Source organism: Ectopseudomonas composti (assembly GCF_900115475.1).
Lineage (GTDB): Bacteria > Pseudomonadota > Gammaproteobacteria > Pseudomonadales > Pseudomonadaceae > Aquipseudomonas > Aquipseudomonas composti.
Window position 1 is genome coordinate 291,136 of record NZ_FOWP01000003.1, and the last position, 19,287, is coordinate 310,422.

Here is a 19,287-nt window from a genome sequence, read left to right on the forward strand (position 1 = left end):
TCACATCGCTGCCACGGCGATTGGTTGCAATTGCAGCAAAGGCCTGGAGGGTGCTGCGATGCAGATATGCGTGATAGGAGCGGGATACGTGGGGCTGGTGACGGCCACCTGCTTTGCCGAGATGGGCAATCAGGTGGTCTGCGTCGAGCGCGACCCGCAACGCGTCGCGATGCTTTCGCGAGGCGAAGTGCCGATCTACGAGCCTGGCCTGGAAGCGATGCTCAAGGCGCAACTGGCAGGCGGGCAGCTCAGTTTCACCTCGCAGCTGCAGGCTGGAATCCGGCGCGCCGAGGTCATCTTCATTGCGGTGGGCACGCCCAGCGGTGAAGACGGTTCGGCCGACCTGAGCCATGTGCTGGCGGTTGCCGACGAGTTGGGTGTACGACTCGATCACGCGTGCCTGGTGGTGGACAAATCCACGGTGCCGGTGGGCACTGCCGAGCGCGTCGAGCAGCGTATCAATGCGGGCCTGGCGCGTCGGGATAAACGTGCGCGGGTGATGGTTGCGAGCAACCCGGAGTTTCTCAAGGAAGGTTCTGCGGTCGAGGATTTCATGCGCCCGGATCGGGTGATCGTCGGCTGCGACGATGAGCGCGGGCGCGAGCTGATGCGCAGGCTGTACGCGCCGTTCCTGCGCAATCACGACCGCCTGCTGTGCATGGGCGTGCGTGCTGCTGAGTTCAGCAAGTACGCGGCCAATGCCTTCCTCGCCACCAAAATCTCGTTCATTAACGAGATGGCGGCTATTTGTGCACGGCTGGATGTCGATATCGAGGAGGTACGCCGTGGCATCGGCAGCGACAGGCGCATCGGCACGCACTTCATCTATGCCGGCTGTGGCTACGGCGGCTCGTGTTTTCCCAAGGACGTGAAGGCATTGATCCGTACAGCCGAATACGAGGGCATCGAACCGGGCATCCTGCGGGCGGTCGAGGCGCGTAACGCGCTGCAGAAGACGCTGCTGTTCCAGGCCCTGCGTGAGCATTTCAACGGTCACCTGCAGGGGCGGGTCGTCGCGCTTTGGGGGCTGGCGTTCAAGCCCGGTACCGATGATCTGCGCGAGGCGCCCAGCCTGGTGCTGCTCGACGCACTGCTGACGGCCGGCGCCAAGGTGCAGGCTTGCGATCCGGCCGCAACGGCGGCTGTCGCCATGCGCTATGCGTCGGCCGTGGAGGCGGGGCAGTTGGTGCTGAGCGAATCTCCTTACGCTGTCTCCCAGGGTGCCGATGCGCTGGTGCTGGTCACCGAGTGGAAGCAGTTTCGTCAGCCGGACTTCCCGCGTATCCGCGCAGCCATGCGTATGCCGGTGCTGTTCGATGGGCGCAATATCTATGACGCCGATCAGTTGGCTGAGCTAGGTTTTCTTTATCGTGGCATCGGCCGGCCTGCAAGCGGTAGTTGTAAGGCTAGCGCGGCTTGATAGACTGAGCGCGCATTCCAACCACCCCTATTAGGGAGTCCCATGATCAAGAAATGCCTGTTCCCCGCTGCCGGTTATGGCACGCGCTTCCTGCCTGCTACCAAGGCAATGCCCAAGGAAATGTTGCCGGTGGTGAACAAGCCACTGATTCAGTATGGGGTTGAAGAGGCACTCGAGGCTGGCTTGAGTCAGATCTCCATCGTCACCGGTCGCGGTAAGCGTGCACTGGAAGATCACTTCGATGTGAGCTACGAGCTCGAACACCAGATTCAGGGCACCGACAAGGAGAAATACCTGGTTGGCATCCGTCGCCTGATCAACGAGTGCAGCTTCTCCTACACCCGTCAGGTCGAGATGAAGGGGCTGGGCCATGCCATCCTCTGTGGTCAGCCACTGATCGGCGATGAGCCGTTCGCCGTGGTATTGGCCGATGACCTGTGCCTGAACCTCGAAGGCGACAGCGTCCTGGCGCAGATGGTCAAGCTGTACAACCAGTTCCGCTGCTCCATCGTCGCGATTCAGGAAGTGCCGAAGGACGAGACCTCCAAGTACGGCGTGATCGCCGGCGAGATGATCCGCGAGGACATCTACCGCGTCAGCAACATGGTGGAGAAACCCAAGCCCGAGGACGCGCCTTCGAACCTGGCGATCATCGGACGCTACATCCTCACACCGGACATCTTCGACCTGATCCGCAGCACGCCGCCGGGCAAAGGTGGTGAGATCCAGATCACCGACGCGCTGATGCGCCAGGCCCAGCAGGGCTGCGTGATGGCGTACAAGTTCAAGGGCCAGCGCTTCGACTGCGGCAGCGCCGAGGGTTACATCGACGCGACCAATTTCTGCTTCGAGAACCTGTACAAAACCGGCAAGGCGTTCTGATAAGCCTGCAGGTCAACGAAACGCCACCTTCGGGTGGCGTTTTGCATTTCAGGGGATGAGCATCTGTTCCGAGCCAGGCCCGAGTGGCTGGCCGTAGCTGAACTCGACGTAGTTACCAGCCGGGTCGCGCAGGCCGCAGTAATAGCCAACCGGGTAGGGTTCGTCGCGCGGTGGCCAGATCAGGCAGCCATCGTCTTCGGCCATGGCGGCGATGCGGTCGACCTCTGCGCGGCTGCCCAGGGCAAAGCCGAAGTGGCTGTAGTCATTGGCAGCCAGGTGGCGGTCTTGCCCACCCGGCATGATGACGAAGATGAACTGGTACTCCTTGCCCGGCTCGGCCATCCAGACGATACGAGTGCCCTTGCCAGGGCGCTCGTGGATGACCTGCATGGCGCAAAAGCGCTGGTAGAAGGCGATGCAGGCATCGAGATCGGGCACGTGCAGGGCCAGATGGGTCAGGGTAGGGCGCATGGGGTTCTCCTCTGCCTATCAGCTTAGCGCCGGCCTTTACGGTATGCTCCTCGTCTGCCAAGGAGATACCCATGAGTCACGACTTTGACCTGTTCGTTATCGGCGCCGGTTCCGGCGGCGTACGTGCGGCGCGCTTCGCCGCTGGTTATGGTGCCCGCGTTGCGGTCGCCGAGAGCCGCTATCTGGGCGGTACCTGCGTCAATGTCGGTTGCGTACCGAAAAAACTGCTGGTGTACGGCGCGCATTTCGCCGAGGACTTCGAGCAGGCCTCAGGTTTCGGCTGGTCGCTGGGCGAAGCGAATTTCGACTGGCCTACCTTGATCGCCAACAAGAACCGCGAGATCGAACGCCTCAATGGCATCTACCGCAACCTGTTGACCAACAGTGGCGTCAGTCTGTTCGAAGGTCATGCGCGTATCGTCGACGCGCATACCGTCGAAGTGAACGGCCAGCGTCATAGCGCCGAGCGCATCCTGATCGCCACCGGTGGCTGGCCGCAGATTCCCGATATTCCTGGGCGTGAGCATGCCATCAGCTCCAACGAGGCCTTCTTCCTCAAGCAGCTGCCCAGGCGCGTATTGGTGGTGGGCGGCGGCTATATCGCCGTAGAGTTCGCCTCGATTTTCCATGGCTTGGGCGCTCACACCTCGCTGCTCTATCGCGGCGACCTGTTCCTGCGTGGCTTCGACGGTGCGGTGCGCGAGCACTTGCGCGACGAGCTGAACAAGAAGGGCCTGGACCTGCAGTTCAACGCCGATATCGCCAACATCGAGCGTCAGGCCGACGGTAGCCTGGCCGCGACGCTCAAGGACGGCCGCGTTCTGGAGGCTGATTGCGTGTTCTACGCCACCGGTCGCCGGCCGATGCTCGACAACCTCGGCCTGGAGAACGTCGAGGTCAAGCTGGATAAACGCGGCTACATCGAAGTCGATGACCTGTTCCAGACCTCCACGCCGTCGATACTCGCCCTCGGCGACGTGATCGGCCGCGTGCAGCTGACCCCGGTTGCGTTGGCCGAAGGCATGGCGGTAGCGCGTCGGCTGTTCAAACCCGAGGAGTACCGGCCGCTGGATTACAGCATGATCCCCACCGCCGTGTTCAGCCTGCCGAATATCGGCACCGTTGGCCTGAGCGAGGAGCAGGCCATCGAAGCCGGGCACAAGGTGAAGGTCTTCGAGAGCCGCTTCCGGCCGATGAAGCTGACGCTCACCGAAAACCCCGAACGCACGCTGATGAAGCTGGTCGTCGATGCAGGTAGCGACCGCGTGCTCGGCTGCCACATGGTCGGCCCCGAGGCCGGCGAGATCGTTCAGGGCCTGGCTGTCGCACTGAAAGCCGGTGCGACCAAGCAGATCTTCGATGAGACCATCGGCGTGCACCCCAGCGCCGCCGAGGAGTTCGTCACCCTGCGTACGCCGGTCAGCCGCTGAGGACAGCATGGAAAAGCTTTTCTATTTCGCCGACCTGTTCGGCGTTGCGGTATTCGCCATCACCGGTGCGCTGATGGCGGGGCGCAAGTCCATGGACCTGTTCGGCGTGTTGGTGATGGCCATCGTCACCGCACTGGGTGGCGGCACGCTGCGCGACCTGATTCTGGACAATCATCCGGTCAGCTGGATTCGCGATGACACCTACATCCTGATTGCCTCCCTGGCGGCGCTGGGCACGGTGGCCTGGGTACGCATGACCCGGCCGATTCACGAGAAAGGCCTGTTGATCGCCGATGCCTTCGGCCTGGCTGTGTTCACCGTGTATGGCACCGAGCTGGCGCTGCAGCACGGCACGCCGATCAGTACCGCGGTGATCATGGGGGTGATGACCGGCGTGGTCGGAGGGGTGATTCGTGATGTGCTGTGCAACGAGATTCCGCTGATCTTCCAGAAAGAAATCTACGCCACAGCCTGCATCGCCGGCGCGCTGACCTTTATCGGCCTGCGCACCCTGGGCACGCCGCACTGGCTCGATACTGCAGCGGCGATGTTCGTGGTGCTGGCAGCGCGCCTGGCGGCGATCCACTGGCACCTCGGGTTGCCACGTTTTCATCTGTTGGACAGGCATTAAGCATGATCGAGAGACTGGACCGCCTAGTACTGACAGTGGCGGATATCGACGCCACCGTCGACTTTTACGAGCGCGTGCTGGGTATGCGTCACGAGCGTTTCGGCGCAGGGCGCAGTGCTCTGGTATTCGGCCAGCAGAAATTCAATCTGCATCAGGCGGGGCGTGAGTTCGAGCCCAAGGCGATCAAGCCGACGCCGGGCGCCATCGATCTATGCTTGATCACCCTGTGGCCGCTGCAGCGGGTCATGGCGCATCTGGCCGAGCAGGGCGTGACGGTGGAGGAAGGGCCGGTGGCGCGCACCGGCGCCATTGGCCCCATCGAGTCGGTGTATTTTCGCGACCCGGACGGCAACCTGATCGAAGTGAGCCGCTATCCCTCATAGAGACGCCTTGTTTGCAGTGGCACATCTGCATTCGAGGTGCTGTGGGTGTGCCGAATTTTGCAAAAATGCGTCGACGAAGCGACCTCGTCTGGAAATATCTTGAACCGCAAAGGTTCTAAACGGGTCAGGTTCTAGTACCGAATCATTCAACTGGTACAGAACCCATGATCAAGAAATGTTTGTTTCCCGCAGCCGGTTACGGCACCCGTTTTCTTCCCGCTACCAAGTCGATGCCCAAGGAAATGCTGCCGGTGGTCGACACCCCGTTGATCCAGTACGGCGTCGAAGAAGCACTGCAGGCCGGGCTCAATGAAATTGCCATCGTCACCGGTCGCGGCAAGCGTTCTCTGGAGGATCACTTCGATATCAGTTACGAGTTGGAGCACGAAATCTCCAACACCGGCAAGGAAAAATCCCTCAGCGGTGTTCGTCACCTGATCGATCAATGCACTTTCTCCTACACCCGTCAGGTGGAGATGAAGGGCCTTGGCCACGCCATTCTGACCGGCCGCCCATTGATCGGCGATGAAGCCTTCGCCGTGGTGCTGGCCGACGACCTGTGTCTGAACCTCGACGGCGACGGCGTGCTGACCCAGATGGTCAAGCTCTACGAACAATTCCGCTGCTCCATCGTCGCCATCCAGGAAGTGCCGATGGACGAAGTCTCGCGCTATGGCGTGATTGCCGGCGAGGCGCTGCGCGACGATATCTTCCGCATCGACAGCATGGTGGAGAAGCCCAACCCGGAGGACGCGCCGTCGAATCTGGCGATTATCGGCCGTTACATCCTCACACCGGATATCTTCGAGCTGATCAAGCAAACCGAACCGGGCAAGAGCGGCGAAATCCAGATCACCGACGCGCTGATGAAGCAGGCCCAGCAGGGCTGCGTGCTGGCCTACAAGTTCAAGGGCCGCCGCTTCGATTGTGGTTCGGCCGAAGGCTACGTGCAGGCCACCAATTTTTGCTTCGAGAATCGCCACAAGACCCATCCGGTCACTGCCAGCCCACAGCTCAAGGCTGTCTGAACGCCTGCCAGGTCCCTTTAGTGTAGAGATGGCGCGCGCTGCCGAGGGCGATGCCGGCAGCGCTGGCGCCGAAGGTAAAAAAAGCCTGAACGACTCGCGGCTGGGCCTGCCTGACTTCAAGTGGGGGCAATAACGCCTCGCGAGTCACTATCAGGAGGTACCAGCAATGGCGACCAGCAAAAATCCGGGTAACTTCGCAAACGATCGTCAAAAGGCATCCGAAGCAGGCCGCAAAGGGGGCCACAACAGCGGTGGCAACTTTGCCAATGACCGCCAGAGGGCCGCTGAAGCGGGTCGTAAGGGTGGTCAGAAGAGCCAGGCCACTCGAGATTCGTGACGGCTTCGTGACGATCTGACCAAGGTCCGCGTTCGCGGGCCTTGGCGTTTCTGGATCAGCCCGCGCCGCTATGGCTACCTGCTTCTATGCAGAGGCAGGCTGCTTCGAATTAAGTAGATTCAACAGACCGCACCGTTACTGGATCAGCGCCGCAAAGGCTCGAGTGGCTGCCAGACCAGTGTTGGACCAATGCTGCCCAGGTGCTTGCAAAGCGATCAGTCGGAACTCGCGACGATAGGCATCCAGGTTTTGCAGCTCCTCGATCAGATCGCGGCCCGTTTCGCCAGGTTGCGCAGCGCCAGCCAGTGAAAGGGCAGCCCTGTATCTGCGCCGTGGCCGGAAGGGTTTTGCTCGTACCTCCGGTTGCCAGCTGCCGGCGATCCAGTCGTGCAGCAGCTGGCGCTCATAGGGGCTGAACATGCCAAACATGGCGGCCCCCGGCCCCTGGATCAAGCGCCAGAAACGGCTGCAGGCCGGGTCGGTGTCGCGCCGTATCCAGTCGTTGTGCTGCAGTGCTTGGAGAAAACTCTCCAAACTGTCGGAGCTGCACAACCATTGATTGACCGTGCGCCCTGCGATACGGAAATAGTCGGAGTGCATCTGGCTAGCAACCGTGCGCTTCTGCTCGAGCATCTGCAGCACTTGCTGGTGCAGATCGAAACTGTCGATCACTGCCGTGGAGCCCATACCCAGTCTATTGAGCATGTAGCCGCGCATCACGCGCTGGTAGAACGCTTGCGCGTCGCCGGTGCGCGGCAGGTTGGTCAGGACGCTCTGTACAGCCTTGGCCGCGTGCCCGCCAGAACCACTGTCGATGTTCATGTGTAGCTGGAAATAGTAAGTGTCGATGTCCAGCTCCTTCAGCTCGTAGGCGCTGATCAGCATGTCCAGCGGCAACTGTTCGTGGCCAAGGTTGTAGCCGATCACTTCGGGCAGGAACTCTTCGGCCAGCAGGCCAAGCGCCAGTTGGATCGCGCCTTGGCGATACAGCCCATCATCCAGTTCGAGAATGTCCTCACAGCCCTCGCTGGCCAGCAGGCGCCGGTAGAGCAATGCGTGATTCTGCGATGCAACGCCATCGCCGAGTTCATCTAGGTAGGTGCGTACCAGCGGGTAGACGCGATAGTCGCGCCAGTGGGGCAGTACGCCATAGAGCCAGGCACCGTCGACCAGTTTGGTCGGCGCGACAGCGCGGAGAAAGTGCAGGGCATCAGCCTTGCGCGGGAAGTAACGCCGTCCTTCGCCTGCGTGGCGCCCGTTGAGATAGTCCGCGTAATCCTGCGTAACGCGCTGCTGCTGACGCGTGGACCAGTCCGCCAGTTCATAGGGGCTCTGTGGCAGTTCGCAAGGCAGCTCGGCTACTTCCTGCAGGCACTCCAGAAGAAACTCTCGTGCCTGCGGATGGCCAGGCTCAGGCTCGTCCATCAGTTGCTTATAAAGGCTCTGCAGCGGGCCTGAGGCAGGAGTTAGAGAAATGCGCTGGGCGCCGTGGCTGTCGATGAAACTGGCAATCGACATGAATCAAAGCTCCTGAATAAATCCATCTATAAGAGGACGATGTGCTGCATAGGAGCAGTGACCTGAGCAAAAATTCCCTATGAATTTTCGCCTGCGAAAACCACATAAAAGAGCTTGAACTCATGCCGCTGAACGGGCCTCAACTACAGGCTTCACGGGGCCAGGCAAATCACCGCTGCCGATGTGACGGGGCACAGGGAAAAGGCCTGGCGCCTAGGCTGGATTCCTGTGACTGGACAGGCCGCGACAGAAGATTGATCGAACCTCTGCACGTCTGGTCGCTCAGATCAGGGAACAGTCGCGCCGGGGCCGTGCTATGGACATCAGCGAACGCATTCTTGCCACCCTGATCATGGAGTTTTCCGACCTCGGCCAGGTCGAGCACATGACCCGTGCCACTTTGCGCCTGTTGCTGGCGACACTGCTTGGCGGCCTGCTCGGTTATGAGCGCGAGGTGACTGGCAAGGCCGCCGGTATGCGCACGCACATGCTGGTGTGCACGGGCGCAGCGATCTTCGTCATGGCGCTGGAGCAGGATGGCGGCGACAGCGACGCCATGAGCCGGGTTATCCAAGGCGTCGCTGCAGGCATCGGTTTTGTCTGCGCTGGCACGATTCTCAAGGGTCAGCGTATGTCCGATGTGCATGGATTGACCACCGCCGCAGGGCTATGGGCCGCCGCTGCCATTGGCGTGGCAGTGGGGCTTGGGCGCGAAGCGACAGCGGTACTGGCGACATTGCTGGTGCTGTCCGTGCTGCACATTGTTCCGCTGATATTCGTGCCTGGCGGCAACGACAGAGACACCTAGCTGACGGCGCGCTTCCTGATCGCATTATTTCGGAAGGGCACCGATGCCGGTGCGTGGCGGGGAGTTGAGGTCTGCAGTCCGTTCAGCGCTGGACGCGGTACGTCGGTGTAACGCTGCCTTTCTTCGACTGCAAGACGCGGGTGACCTGCACATCGCTGAATTCGCTGGGCCACTCGAAGGTATGAAGGGCGCTCAGGTAGAAGCGCGCCTGATAGGGCGTGAGCTGTTCGCGGTCGGATTCCACCTGCACGCTATGCGACTGGTCGTGCAGGGTATAGCTGATCAGATGCAATGGTTTGGTCATCTCGTGCCTCCGGTTTTGCTGAACGATGTGAGATAGACCCGCTCAATACGCTCGCAAGTTCCCGCCATCCGCCGGGCGGTACGTGTGGCGCGGCCCTCAGGGCGCGCCACACGCCTGTCCCAGCAGTGTCTGGAGCCCCCTGCATCAATGCGTTGCTGATTCAACTTGCTCGGGATGCACGTCAACCTGCTGTTCGCTGCACTGGCGCATGGCTCTCGCACGTTTTTCCAGTGCCAGGTAGGTGGCGCTGGCCACTAGCAGTGGCAGCAGGTAATAGAGCACACGGTAAGCGAGGAGGGCGGCGATCAGGCTAGCCTGACTGTGCTGGTGCTGCAGCAGGGCGAGAAACACTGCTTCCAACACCCCGAGCCCGGCAGGAATCTGCGCCAGCAGGGCTGCCATGCTGCCGATCAGCAACACACCGAGTACTGAGGAGTAGGTGGCGCCATCGGGCAATAGCCAGTAGATCAGGGCTGCCATCAACGCCCAGTTGCTTGCACCGAAGCACAGCTGCAGCAATGCGATGCGCAGCGAGGGCAGGCTCACCGAGCGCGCTCGCAAATGCCAGACGCGCTGCCGGGAAAAGGCGCAAATGCCGACGTAAGCACTGACCAGCCCGAGCAAAGCAAAGCCTAATAACTGCAGGCTGAGCATGCCCAGTGCCCAGTGGCCCGGCAGCTCTACCAGGCGCAGGGAGAAAATCACCCCGGCCAACGCCATGTAACCGGTCCAGTTGGTCAGTACGCCGAGGCTGAGGATGCGCGTCACTGTCGAGGCGCTCAGGCCAAGGCGCATGTATGGCCGATAATGCATCGCCGCGCCGCCGATCCATGTGCTGAGGTTGAGGCTGAAGGCATAACGAACCATCGCCACCGGCATGATCTGCCGCACTGGCAGACGATGGCGGCTGTACTGGCGGCCAAGCAGGTCGTAACAGCCAAGCGCCACGTAGCTGGCGAACGCGATCAGTGCGCCCACCAGCAAGGTTTGCACGCTGTAATCGCTGAACGCCTGATGCACTTCACCCCAGTCCAGATCACGCGCCAGTGTGTACAGCAGCGCGGGCACCGTCAGGAGGAAGAACAAGGTCAATGCGCGTTTGCCCCAGCGCATCCAGGGGTTGTTCTGAACGCCATTCATCCAATCTTTTCCTCTTCATAGCCGCGGGCCTTTTCGTCTGGCCCCAGCGGCTTCAGGTCTTTGCGGTGCGTCGACAGCCAGCCGGTATGGGGCTGTGAGGGCGTACGACGGCCGGTCAGGTAATCTCTCCGTTATCCTTGGTGACGGAACTACGCGGACAAAGAGCTGTTCGGCACGCTGCAGATGCCCGAGCGTGGAATAACTGCAGCACCTCATGAACATTCCCGTGAGGCGAGCAAGGGGGCGCTGGCCATCAGCAGTGCTATACAGCCCAGAGGTTTCACGACTCAGTGCGTAAACTTCAGAAACAGTGATCTCGTCAATAAATGAGAGCACTCACCTCGAGCGCATGATTGAGTGCGGCAAGTACTTATTTTTAATGCAAAAATATTAATCAATCACTTTTGCACATGGAGGCATTTATTTGGCTCACACAACCACGCCCCCGATAGTTGCTACAGGCGATATAAGTGCGCAGGTTTGGATATGTCCTCTTGCCGGCACTCTATCGTCATGTAATAAATCATGTTATCGATCAAGCCATTTGCCAGAGTGCTTATCGTAACTCACCATGAAAAATACCTACTATTAACATCACTCATAGATATAGAGAGCCACTTGGATAATTCGTTCAGATAATTTGGATGATCGGAATATTTACAGCAAAATAAAAAATTAAAAATATCGCTCAAGAGCGTCAAGGACGGCTAAAAGGTGTGATTGGACTTGATCATTTCAATCGTCATGTTGGACGGTATGTTCATGCTGGCTTCATGGGAATGGCTACGTTGTATGTCCCGGCAGGTAAGAATCGAGCGACTGAACTCGATGGTGCTATCAGGGTGAGCGGCGATATGCTCGTCCTTGCTGCAACCCTGACAGAGCGGTTCGACCAGCGCTTCGCTGTGCACCTGGTAGCAGTTGCTATCGATCTCCTGCAAAGAACGCTGCATCGCCTGGGCACTGGGTACCGATTGGGACAACATCACCGCCAGCGCGGGTGGCTGAAAAGGCTGCCAGATCAGCAAAACCACCAGGCAGGTCGAGCCAGCCATGTAAGGCCACTCGTACATCAGCTGGTGCCGATAAGGCATATGCCTTCTGCTTCTCCCTCGCAGGTCTTCGGGCTTTTCGCCGGCCGCTTCTGAGTCGTTGCGTCTGGGCATTTGCGCATCTCCTCATTTCTGGGTGAGTTTTCTCATGGCCCATAAGCGAGAGAGACGCGTACGAAAGAGCGGTTCGCGCGAGTAGGTAGGCAGCTGTGTAGTACTGCAGTGTTTGATTGCTTCGTTGATCGACTCCGCATTTTCATCCAGAGCCATATCGAAATGAATCAGACGAATGAACTCCTGCGGCGGACAACTGCCATCGAGCACACGGACCAACCGCCGCTGCTCATGAGCAATGGTAAGTACGATGCTACCATCTGGCCTGGGCGTCATATCGACTTCGTAATTGGCTAACGCCGATTTGATGTTTTCCAAATCATGTTTCATGAGTCTCTCCTTAACAGCACTCATGAAACATAACGGTGAACACACTGCATACCAACAGTTGGGACGATTGGTAAAAATAAATTTCAAAATGACATCATTCGCCAAGGTTGTACGAACGGGTATGGAATATATGATCATGCGCCAGGGCACAGCCATCGAAATAACCGTGCGCAGAGCATTGGCGAGTGAGCAAAAGTCTTGTCGGCCCAAGTAAATAAAGCGCTTTGCTGTTTCAGGAAAATAGTTTGAACTAATTATTCTGGACGATTTCGTTTCAAGACGAAAAGAACAGAAAACTAGACAATAGCTGTACAGAACCCGCTATTCGATCTGCTCGCTTCAATGCGCGTCCGCAGCCTGACGGCGCCAGATACGCGTCAACCAGCGCCAACTGATCCAGCCGGCAGCGGCCAGATAAACCAGGCTGCCAGGCACCCACATCAACAGGCCAGCCAGTTGTTGGTCTGCCAGGTCGCGGGACTCGCCATAGAAGGTCGTGTTGCCGAAGGTCAGCAGGGCGCCGAGCAAGCCGGTGTGCATCAGCGTTAGCAGAATGGCCATCAGCGCATGCGGTACCTGGCGAGGGTTGGCGCGTAGGCACGACCACCAGAACAGCCAGGCACTGAACAGGAAGCAGGCGTGTTCGATGGCGTGCCACCAGGTGTTATCCAGCGCCAGCATGTACAGGCTCGGGGTGTGCCAGACCCAGATCATCGCCCCGTGCAGCATGGCCAGCGCCACCGGATAGCGACCGCTGCGCAGAATCGCGTTGGATACCGGCGCCATCCACTTACCAAGGACTGCGCGCCATTGCGGCAGGGGACGGCCCAGCGCCCAGAGCGGCGCGATGACGATCATGAACAGCATGTGCTGCACCATGTGCATGCTGGTGCTGGTTTCTGCCCAGTCATCGATGGGGCCGAGCACCGCCAGTACGGTGATGATCATCGCCAGGTGCATCCACACCGCCTCGCGCCCGTGCGGGCGCGCCTTGCGGCAGCCAAGAATGTAAAACAGCCAGGCAGCACCGAGCAGCAGGGCGCTCAGCAGCAACGGTACACGTTCATTCAACTGCAGATGGCCATCGAGCAGGCCGTGGGCGCTGGCAGTAGCGGGTAGCAGGAGCAAGGCGAGCACGATCACAGGCATGGCGGCAGGCTCAAGATGGGCAGGGCAACGAAGACGGTGGCGATGGCGCCGATCAGGTTCACGCCTGCGGCCAGACGTGCCACGAAGCGTGCAGATTGACCTTCACATTCACTCCTGGCCGCGCGTTGAAACAGGCGGGCCAGCGCAAGCAGCAGTACGACGGTAACCAGGCTGAACATCGCGAGTAGGGCATTCAGCCAAGTCCATTGCCCCTGCGCAGGATCAGGCGGCGCCAGTGCGCAACCAACCGATAAACCGCCATAAAGCGCGACGAACCAGACACTCCAGAGCACCAGCCCGAGGGGCACATGGATCGGGTTGTAAGGCGAGCGTATCTGCTGCATCAGACGCCTCCGAAGGTCGGCGGGAACAGCACCACGCTGCAGTAGGTAATCCACATGACGGCCAGGCTGTACTGCCAGAGCTGCTCGACCACCAATGGCTCGTAAGGCGTGCGCTTGCACACGTAGCCATACTGCACCCGCAGCGCCTGCAACGCGCTGAGCACGCTTGCCAGCACCCCATGGGCGAGGCTGTAGACGAGCATCACCACGATCACGGCATCATGCGCAGTGGCGCGCGGTGCCAGGTCTCCGGCCAGCAGAGCCCAGAGCAGCAGCCCGGCGTGCAGGGCGCCCAGCAGCGCCACTCCGACAAAGCAGCTGATCAGCGTTCTCGGCTCACCCTGGCCCTGGCGCAGACGGCGCAGCACCGGGCGTTGCCAGAGCACGGCGATGCTCAACAGGACGGCGCTGGCCAGCAGCACGCGCTGATCAATTACCGGATCGTCCGGCACCAGCCAGTTCGGCGATACCGTCCACAGGTAGAACCAGCCAAATAACAGCGACAGGTACAGGGCACCGTTGGCCAGCAGGGTCACGCCCATACCCCACAAACCCGGGCCATCGCAGGTGCGCGAATGCAGCGGCGGTTCGCCAGGCTGCACGCGTGCATCTGGCGCTGCCAGCGGGTGCGCGCCGTTTTCCCAGCTCCAGCGCAGCAGCACCAGCACGGCAATGAGGCTGGCTGCCAGCGCGCCCCAGTAGAGTTTGCTGAGCAAGCCCAGGCAGGTGAGTGCGATGAACAGCGCGGCCATGAACGGCCACCAGCTGTTGCCGGGTAGGTGGATGATCTCGCGCACCTTGCCCGTCAGCGGCTCGATGCCCCAGGTTTCCCGTCGGCCATGGTCGATCACGGTGAGGGCGAACTCGCCACGGTCGATGCGCGCCTGCAGATCAGGCTCTTGCCACAAGGGGTGGCGGTTGCGCACTGGCGGCAGGCTGACGAAATTGTAGGGGCTGGGCGGCAGATGGGTGCTCCACTCCAGGGTATCCGCGTTCCAGGGATTGTTCGTGGCCTTCTGGCCGAAGCGAAAGTGCAGGACGATATCCAGCAGCACCGTGGCGATGCCGATGGCCATGATGAAGCTGCCGATCGAGGAAATCAGGTTGGGCAGGTCCCAGCCGAGGCCGGACTGGTAGGTGTAGATCCGCCGTGGCATGCCCATCAACCCGGTCCAGTGCATGATCAGGAAGGTCAGATTGAAACCGATGAACACCAGCCAGAACCCCCACTTGCCAAGGCGCACCGACGGCATGCGCCCGGAAAAGTGCGGCAACCAGTAATAGATGCCGGCCAGCAGCGGGAAGAACATGCCGCCCACCAGCACGTAGTGCATGTGCGCCACCACGAAGTGGGTGTCGTGCACCTGCCAGTCGAAGGGTACCAACGCCAGCATCACTCCGGTCAGCCCGCCGCAGACGAAGATCACCAGAAAACCCACCAGCCACAGCATCGGCACGTGATACAGGGGCCGTCCGACCCACAGCGTGGCGATCCAGGCGAACACCTGGATGCCAGTCGGGATCGCCACCAGCATGCTCGCGGCGGAAAAGAACGCCTGCGCCAACTGCGGGATGCCGACGGTGAACATGTGGTGCACCCACAGGCCGAAGCTGATGAAACCGGTGGTGAGGATCGCCAACACCACCCAGCGGTAGCCCACCAGCGGGCGCTGGCAGAACACCGGCAACAGGGTGGAAACGATACCGGCCGCGGGCAGGAAGATGATGTACACCTCGGGATGGCCGAACAGCCAGAACAGGTGCTGCCAGAGAATCGGGTCACCACCGCGCGCCACCTCGAAGAATGGCAGGCCAACGGCGCGCTCCAGCTCCAGCAGGATGCTGCCGAGGATCAACGGCGGGAACCCGACCACGATCATCATGGCCATGACCAGGATGTACCAGGCGTAGATCGGCATTTTGTTCAGCGACATGCCTTCGGCGCGGGTACGCAGGATCGACACCACCAGTTCGACCCCGGCCGATACCGCGGATATCTCCACGAAGGTAATACCGATCAGCCAGAAGTCCGAGTTCGGGCCGGGGGTGTGCACGGCGCTGGACAGCGGCGTGTACATGAACCAGCCGGCCTTGGGCGCGACGCCCAGCAGCAAACTGGCGCAGAGAATCAGCCCACCGAACAGGTAGCACCAGTAGCCCAGCGCCGACAGCCGTGGGAACACCAGGTCGCGTGCACCGAGCATCTTCGGAATCAGGTAGACCGCCAGGCCTTCCATCATCGGCACGGCGAAGAGGAACATCATCACCGTGCCATGCATGGTGAAGACCTGGTTGTAGACGTCTGGCTCAAGAAAGTCGTAGCCGGGTATCGCCAGCTGCGTGCGTACCAGCATCGCCAGCAGGCCGCCGAACAGGAAGAACCCGAGCCCGGTGAGCATGAAACGAATGCCGATGGTGGTGTGATTGACGATGGTCAGCGACTTCCAGCCGCGCGGGTTGCCCCAGACGTCGTTGAACTGATCGTGCATCTGCTCCTGGGCGGCAACCTGTTCGTTGTGTGGCGTACTCACGGGCGCAGGGTCTCCAGCCAGTCGGCGATGGCGCTGAGGTGGTCGGGGTCGAGATCGTCATGCAGCGGCATGGCATTGCCGGGTTTGAGTCGCTGATGCTCGTGCAGCCAGCGCAGCAGCGCGCCGGGCTCGTTGCTCAACACGCCGGCGCCGAGTGATGTTCGTGCGCCGACATCGCTGAGGTCCGGCGCACGTGCGCCTTCACTGACGCCGGCCACGCGATGACACAGGCCGCAATGAGTCGCGAAGGTGTCGCCAGCCGGGCCGGGCAGGGCGCTGATCTGTTGTTCGCGGCGCGCCTGCAACCAGTTGCCGAAGTCGTCTTCTGCGTGAGCCTGCACGTCGAGAATCATGTGAGTGTGCTGCGTGCCGCAGAACTCCGAGCACTGGCCACGGAAGGTGCCGGCCTGATCGGCCTGCAGACGGGTGCGATTGTCCCGGCCGGGGATCATGTCGATCTTGCCGCCCAGGCGCGGCACCCAGAAGGAATGGATGACGTCGGCGCTGGTGACGTCGAGGTCCACCGGCCGACCGACCGGCAAGTGCAGCTGATTGGCGGTGACCACGCCGCTGTCCGGGTAGCGCACCTCCCACCACCATTGATGGCCGATCACCTCGATGCGCATCGGCTGCTCGCCGGCCAATGGCAAGGGCAGCATGCGATGGCCGATGGGGATGCCGAACAGCAGCAGGAGCAGCACGCTCAACGTCGGCAACAGCAGTCCGCCGCCGACCAGCCAGCGCAGGGTCAGTTGACGGGCACGAGCGGCATCCATCTGCGGACGCTCGCGGCGCATGGCATGTATCCACAGTGCCGTGACCACGACCAGCACCAGGGTGGCGAAGGCGCACATCGCCCACCACAGCACCGCCACCTCGCGCGCCATCGGCCCAGCCGGGTCGAGCGTCGACTGCGGCCCCTCGCAGGCGACGAGCAACGGAACTGCCAGCGTCAGCGTGGTCAACTTGAAACAGGGGGCCAGCCATTTGCGCCCCTGTTTCTCATCATCATTCATTCGATCAGGGAGGCCCGGATGGCCGAAGTGAAGGAAGTAATCGTCAGTCGCGCCGCCATTGCCGGGCACCCGCTGCATCCGATGATGATCCACTTTCCTGTTGCCGCCCTGCTGGGCCTGGTGGCGACGGATATCGCCTACCTGATGCTGGCAGATCCATTCTGGGCCCGCGCCAGTCTCTGGCTGGCGGGCGTCGGGGCCTTCGGTGGCTGGGTCGCCAGCCTTGCCGGGCTGGTCGACCTGCTCACGGTCAGCAGCATCCGACGCAAGATTACTGCCTGGTGCCACGCCATCATCGCCGTGATGATGCTGTCGCTGGCATCGCTGAATTGGCTGCTGCGCTATGCAGGGCCGGAGCAGGGCATGGAACGCTGGGCGCTGTACCTGTCGCTGCTGACCGCCGCCCTGATCGGCCTGGCGGCTTATCTCGGCGGGCGTCTGGTGTACGAGCATGGCGTGGGCGTCGACACACGCTGATCGACTCGGCTCCGGCTTGCCAACTACGGGGAGGTAGGGAGAGCAGGGCAGGCCGGGCATGTTCAGGCGTCCTCCGTGGTCAGAATGGCTTGGCTAGCACCAGCCAGAGCGTGGCGCCGATCAGCGCGCTGAGCAGCACGCCGATCAGCAGGCAATCGCGCCGTAGCGCAGATTCAGCGACACGCTCGGTGCGCAGAATCAGCACGCCGCACAGGGCGTGACAGAGCACCATTGCCGCGACGGTGGTGAGCTTAACGATCAGCCAGGGGGCGAAAATCGATTCACGCAGAAACAGCACCGTGCCCGAGCCGATGGCCAGCAAGGCGGCTGGCGTGGCGATCAGGTTGAAGACCGTGCGCGTGAGCTGGGCATGGTCGTGATAGAACCCGTCATCGCTGCTGCGCGCACTGGCGGCGATCATCGCCGGCAGGTACAGCAGTGCACCGCACCAGCCGATCAGCGCCATGAAATGCAGCAGTTTGAGCAGTGGCATCGATGCTCTCCCGTGCGTCCGTTCGTTCCGAGCACGTGGCCCTGGAGGGCAGGCCACGACGTTGTGACTGCCTGGCTGGATGTGAGTTCGGCTGCTCTGCCGAGCAAGCCGCTGTCGCCTCCCGAATGAAAAGAACGAACCGCCGCCCGGGGAAGCAAGAGGCGCGCTCGATTTGTCACCGATGCCTCGCCACGCTCCCCTGGTAGAAGAGTTCGCGACTCGCCCTGCGTTCAAGCTTTTTGTCAGGACGATGACGAACGCCACAGCCTGACTGCCGACAGGAATATTCCCTGAACGATCAGCGCAGTCTGTACGTCGGAACCATGTAAGACCCACGACGGGACATACCACCAAGCAATGGCCGTTAAGTCGGCTCGGAGGCAATTCATGGCTCTCACAGACGATCGTAAAGATCTGGTACGCACCCTCAACAAGCTGATCGAAACCTGCAAGGACGGCGAGGCCGGCTTCAAGGTCTGCGCCGAAGACGTCAAACGACCCGACATGAAGCAACTCTTCTCGCAGCGCTCGCGGCAATGCGCCGAAGCGGCGGAGGAACTGCAACGGGCCGTGCTGCACCTGGGTGGTGAGCCCGAGGACAGCACCAGCGTGGGCGCAGATCTGCACCGCCGCTGGGTCGACCTGAAATCACTGATCACCGGCAAGGACGAAGAGGCGATTCTCAACGAAGCCGAGCGCGGTGAAGACGTAGCCAAGGAGCGCTACAGCGAAGCCCTGACTCAAAACCTGCCAACGGAAATCCGCACGCTGGTCGAGCGTCAGTATCAGGGCGTGCTGCGCAATCACAACGAAGTCAGGGCAATGCGTGACGCTGCACGCGCCAAGAGCTGACTTCCATCTACCGGGTGCCGCGCGCACCCGGTGTGATTGCCACGCACAGGAGAGCCATGTGGGAGGCGTCTGCATGCCAACCTTGGACAAAACCCTCACTCAGCTCAACCACCTCCTGATGAGCTGTCACGATGCTCGCCTGAGTTATCGGCGACTGGCTGGCAGAGCGAGCACATCCGAGCAGCAGCGTCTTTTCAACGAACGCGAACAGCAATGCTCGGCGTTGATCGACTGCTTGCACACACAGATCCTGACCTACGGCGGCCGCCCGGCGCAGCACCTGAGCCTGCTGGGCGCTCTGCGCCATGGTTGGAGAAGCTTTACTGTCTTGCTGCTGCCAGAGCTTGGGCGAACACGCATACGGACTGCCTTGCATAACGAGCAGCGGATACGCCATGGCGTCGAGCAGGTGTTCGCAGAGCAGTTGTCGCCACGGTTTCGTCAGCAGTTGCTGGAACACCGCAGCCTCAGCGTCGACTTCGAAAGTCGTGTCAGGGCGAAACTGGAAACGTAGAGGAGGGCACCTGTCAGGTTTTAAGCCGTGTCTCGGCATTGACCGCGTTATGCCTTAAAATAG

At 61.0% G+C, this 19,287-nt stretch carries 22 protein-coding genes; 11 read left to right on the forward strand and 11 right to left on the reverse strand.

Features of this window, described 5'->3' with window-relative positions; genetic code table 11:
- Positions 1 to 58: 58 nt before the first annotated feature.
- Together BM059_RS07570 and galU (BM059_RS07575) are read left to right on the forward strand one after the other, a co-directional pair.
- A complete protein-coding gene (locus BM059_RS07570; protein ID WP_074937750.1) occupies positions 59 to 1,420 on the forward strand; it encodes a UDP-glucose dehydrogenase family protein in 1,362 nt (453 codons plus the stop codon).
- 42 nt (positions 1,421 to 1,462) lie between these two features.
- Positions 1,463 to 2,302 carry a UTP--glucose-1-phosphate uridylyltransferase GalU gene (gene galU / locus BM059_RS07575; protein ID WP_036999484.1) on the forward strand — a complete coding sequence of 280 codons (840 nt, stop codon included), beginning with the start codon at positions 1,463 to 1,465 and terminating at the stop codon, positions 2,300 to 2,302.
- A gap of 48 nt (positions 2,303 to 2,350) precedes the next feature.
- On the opposite strand, the gene BM059_RS07580 is transcribed toward galU (BM059_RS07575), so the two are convergent.
- Entirely contained in the window at positions 2,351 to 2,773 is a 423-nt protein-coding gene (locus BM059_RS07580; protein WP_074937752.1) for a VOC family protein, read from the reverse strand.
- 71 nt (positions 2,774 to 2,844) lie between these two features.
- Between BM059_RS07580 and gorA the strand changes: the two genes are divergently transcribed.
- From gorA to BM059_RS07605, 5 genes are all read left to right on the forward strand, one after another.
- Positions 2,845 to 4,203, forward strand: a complete 1,359-nt coding sequence (gene gorA / locus BM059_RS07585; RefSeq protein ID WP_074937754.1) for a glutathione-disulfide reductase — start codon at positions 2,845 to 2,847, stop codon at positions 4,201 to 4,203.
- 7 nt (positions 4,204 to 4,210) lie between these two features.
- Positions 4,211 to 4,834: a trimeric intracellular cation channel family protein gene (locus BM059_RS07590; RefSeq protein WP_074937757.1), complete on the forward strand. Its 624-nt coding sequence runs from the start codon at positions 4,211 to 4,213 to the stop codon at positions 4,832 to 4,834.
- A gap of 2 nt (positions 4,835 to 4,836) precedes the next feature.
- The gene (locus BM059_RS07595) at positions 4,837 to 5,217 is read left to right on the forward strand and encodes a VOC family protein (RefSeq protein ID WP_074937758.1); all 381 of its coding nucleotides are present in this window, start codon (positions 4,837 to 4,839) and stop codon (positions 5,215 to 5,217) included.
- Between the two features lie 164 nt (positions 5,218 to 5,381).
- A complete protein-coding gene (gene galU / locus BM059_RS07600; RefSeq protein WP_036999490.1) occupies positions 5,382 to 6,245 on the forward strand; it encodes a UTP--glucose-1-phosphate uridylyltransferase GalU in 864 nt (287 codons plus the stop codon).
- Positions 6,246 to 6,411: 166 nt separating this feature from the next.
- The gene (locus BM059_RS07605) at positions 6,412 to 6,582 is read left to right on the forward strand and encodes a con-10 family general stress protein (RefSeq protein WP_036999493.1); all 171 of its coding nucleotides are present in this window, start codon (positions 6,412 to 6,414) and stop codon (positions 6,580 to 6,582) included.
- A 135-nt stretch (positions 6,583 to 6,717) separates the two neighbouring features.
- Here the strand turns inward: BM059_RS07605 and BM059_RS07610 are convergent, their stop codons facing one another.
- The gene (locus BM059_RS07610) at positions 6,718 to 8,100 is read right to left on the reverse strand and encodes an iron-containing redox enzyme family protein (RefSeq protein ID WP_074937760.1); all 1,383 of its coding nucleotides are present in this window, start codon (positions 8,098 to 8,100) and stop codon (positions 6,718 to 6,720) included.
- Between the two features lie 316 nt (positions 8,101 to 8,416).
- On the opposite strand from BM059_RS07610, the gene BM059_RS07615 reads away from it, so the two are divergent.
- Positions 8,417 to 8,908, forward strand: coding sequence for an MgtC/SapB family protein (locus BM059_RS07615; RefSeq protein ID WP_036999499.1), 492 nt, complete (start codon positions 8,417 to 8,419; stop codon positions 8,906 to 8,908).
- 82 nt (positions 8,909 to 8,990) lie between these two features.
- Here the strand turns inward: BM059_RS07615 and BM059_RS07620 are convergent, their stop codons facing one another.
- From BM059_RS07620 to coxB, 8 genes are all read right to left on the reverse strand, one after another.
- A complete protein-coding gene (locus tag BM059_RS07620; RefSeq protein WP_074937761.1) occupies positions 8,991 to 9,212 on the reverse strand; it encodes a hypothetical protein in 222 nt (73 codons plus the stop codon).
- Between the two features lie 144 nt (positions 9,213 to 9,356).
- Positions 9,357 to 10,352 (reverse strand): putative bifunctional lysylphosphatidylglycerol flippase/synthetase, encoded by a 996-nt coding sequence (locus BM059_RS07625; protein WP_074937763.1) that lies wholly within the window; start codon positions 10,350 to 10,352, stop codon positions 9,357 to 9,359.
- A 707-nt stretch (positions 10,353 to 11,059) separates the two neighbouring features.
- Positions 11,060 to 11,446 (reverse strand): hypothetical protein, encoded by a 387-nt coding sequence (locus BM059_RS07630; protein ID WP_074937765.1) that lies wholly within the window; start codon positions 11,444 to 11,446, stop codon positions 11,060 to 11,062.
- A gap of 84 nt (positions 11,447 to 11,530) precedes the next feature.
- The gene (locus BM059_RS07635; protein ID WP_036999510.1) at positions 11,531 to 11,848 is read right to left on the reverse strand and encodes a hypothetical protein; all 318 of its coding nucleotides are present in this window, start codon (positions 11,846 to 11,848) and stop codon (positions 11,531 to 11,533) included.
- Positions 11,849 to 12,187: 339 nt separating this feature from the next.
- A complete protein-coding gene (locus BM059_RS07640) occupies positions 12,188 to 12,997 on the reverse strand; it encodes a cytochrome c oxidase assembly protein (protein ID WP_074937767.1) in 810 nt (269 codons plus the stop codon).
- On the reverse strand, positions 12,988 to 13,341 hold the full coding sequence (locus BM059_RS07645) for a hypothetical protein (protein ID WP_074937768.1): 354 nt from the start codon (positions 13,339 to 13,341) through the stop codon (positions 12,988 to 12,990). Before BM059_RS07645 ends, BM059_RS07640 begins: the two co-directional genes overlap by 10 nt.
- The gene (gene ctaD, locus BM059_RS07650; protein WP_074937968.1) at positions 13,341 to 15,830 is read right to left on the reverse strand and encodes a cytochrome c oxidase subunit I; all 2,490 of its coding nucleotides are present in this window, start codon (positions 15,828 to 15,830) and stop codon (positions 13,341 to 13,343) included. Before ctaD ends, BM059_RS07645 begins: the two co-directional genes overlap by 1 nt.
- Positions 15,831 to 15,868: 38 nt before the next feature.
- Positions 15,869 to 16,759, reverse strand: coding sequence for a cytochrome c oxidase subunit II (gene coxB, locus BM059_RS07655; protein ID WP_074937967.1), 891 nt, complete (start codon positions 16,757 to 16,759; stop codon positions 15,869 to 15,871).
- A 147-nt stretch (positions 16,760 to 16,906) separates the two neighbouring features.
- On the opposite strand from coxB, the gene BM059_RS07660 reads away from it, so the two are divergent.
- Positions 16,907 to 17,365 carry a DUF2231 domain-containing protein gene (locus BM059_RS07660; protein ID WP_036999516.1) on the forward strand — a complete coding sequence of 153 codons (459 nt, stop codon included), beginning with the start codon at positions 16,907 to 16,909 and terminating at the stop codon, positions 17,363 to 17,365.
- A gap of 79 nt (positions 17,366 to 17,444) precedes the next feature.
- On the opposite strand, the gene BM059_RS07665 is transcribed toward BM059_RS07660, so the two are convergent.
- Positions 17,445 to 17,858 carry a CopD family protein gene (locus BM059_RS07665; RefSeq protein WP_074937770.1) on the reverse strand — a complete coding sequence of 138 codons (414 nt, stop codon included), beginning with the start codon at positions 17,856 to 17,858 and terminating at the stop codon, positions 17,445 to 17,447.
- A gap of 387 nt (positions 17,859 to 18,245) precedes the next feature.
- On the opposite strand from BM059_RS07665, the gene BM059_RS07670 reads away from it, so the two are divergent.
- Positions 18,246 to 18,710 carry a ferritin-like domain-containing protein gene (locus BM059_RS07670; RefSeq protein WP_074937772.1) on the forward strand — a complete coding sequence of 155 codons (465 nt, stop codon included), beginning with the start codon at positions 18,246 to 18,248 and terminating at the stop codon, positions 18,708 to 18,710.
- Between the two features lie 73 nt (positions 18,711 to 18,783).
- On the forward strand, positions 18,784 to 19,224 hold the full coding sequence (locus BM059_RS07675; RefSeq protein ID WP_074937774.1) for a DUF2383 domain-containing protein: 441 nt from the start codon (positions 18,784 to 18,786) through the stop codon (positions 19,222 to 19,224).
- The last annotated feature ends 63 nt before the right edge of the window (positions 19,225 to 19,287 follow it).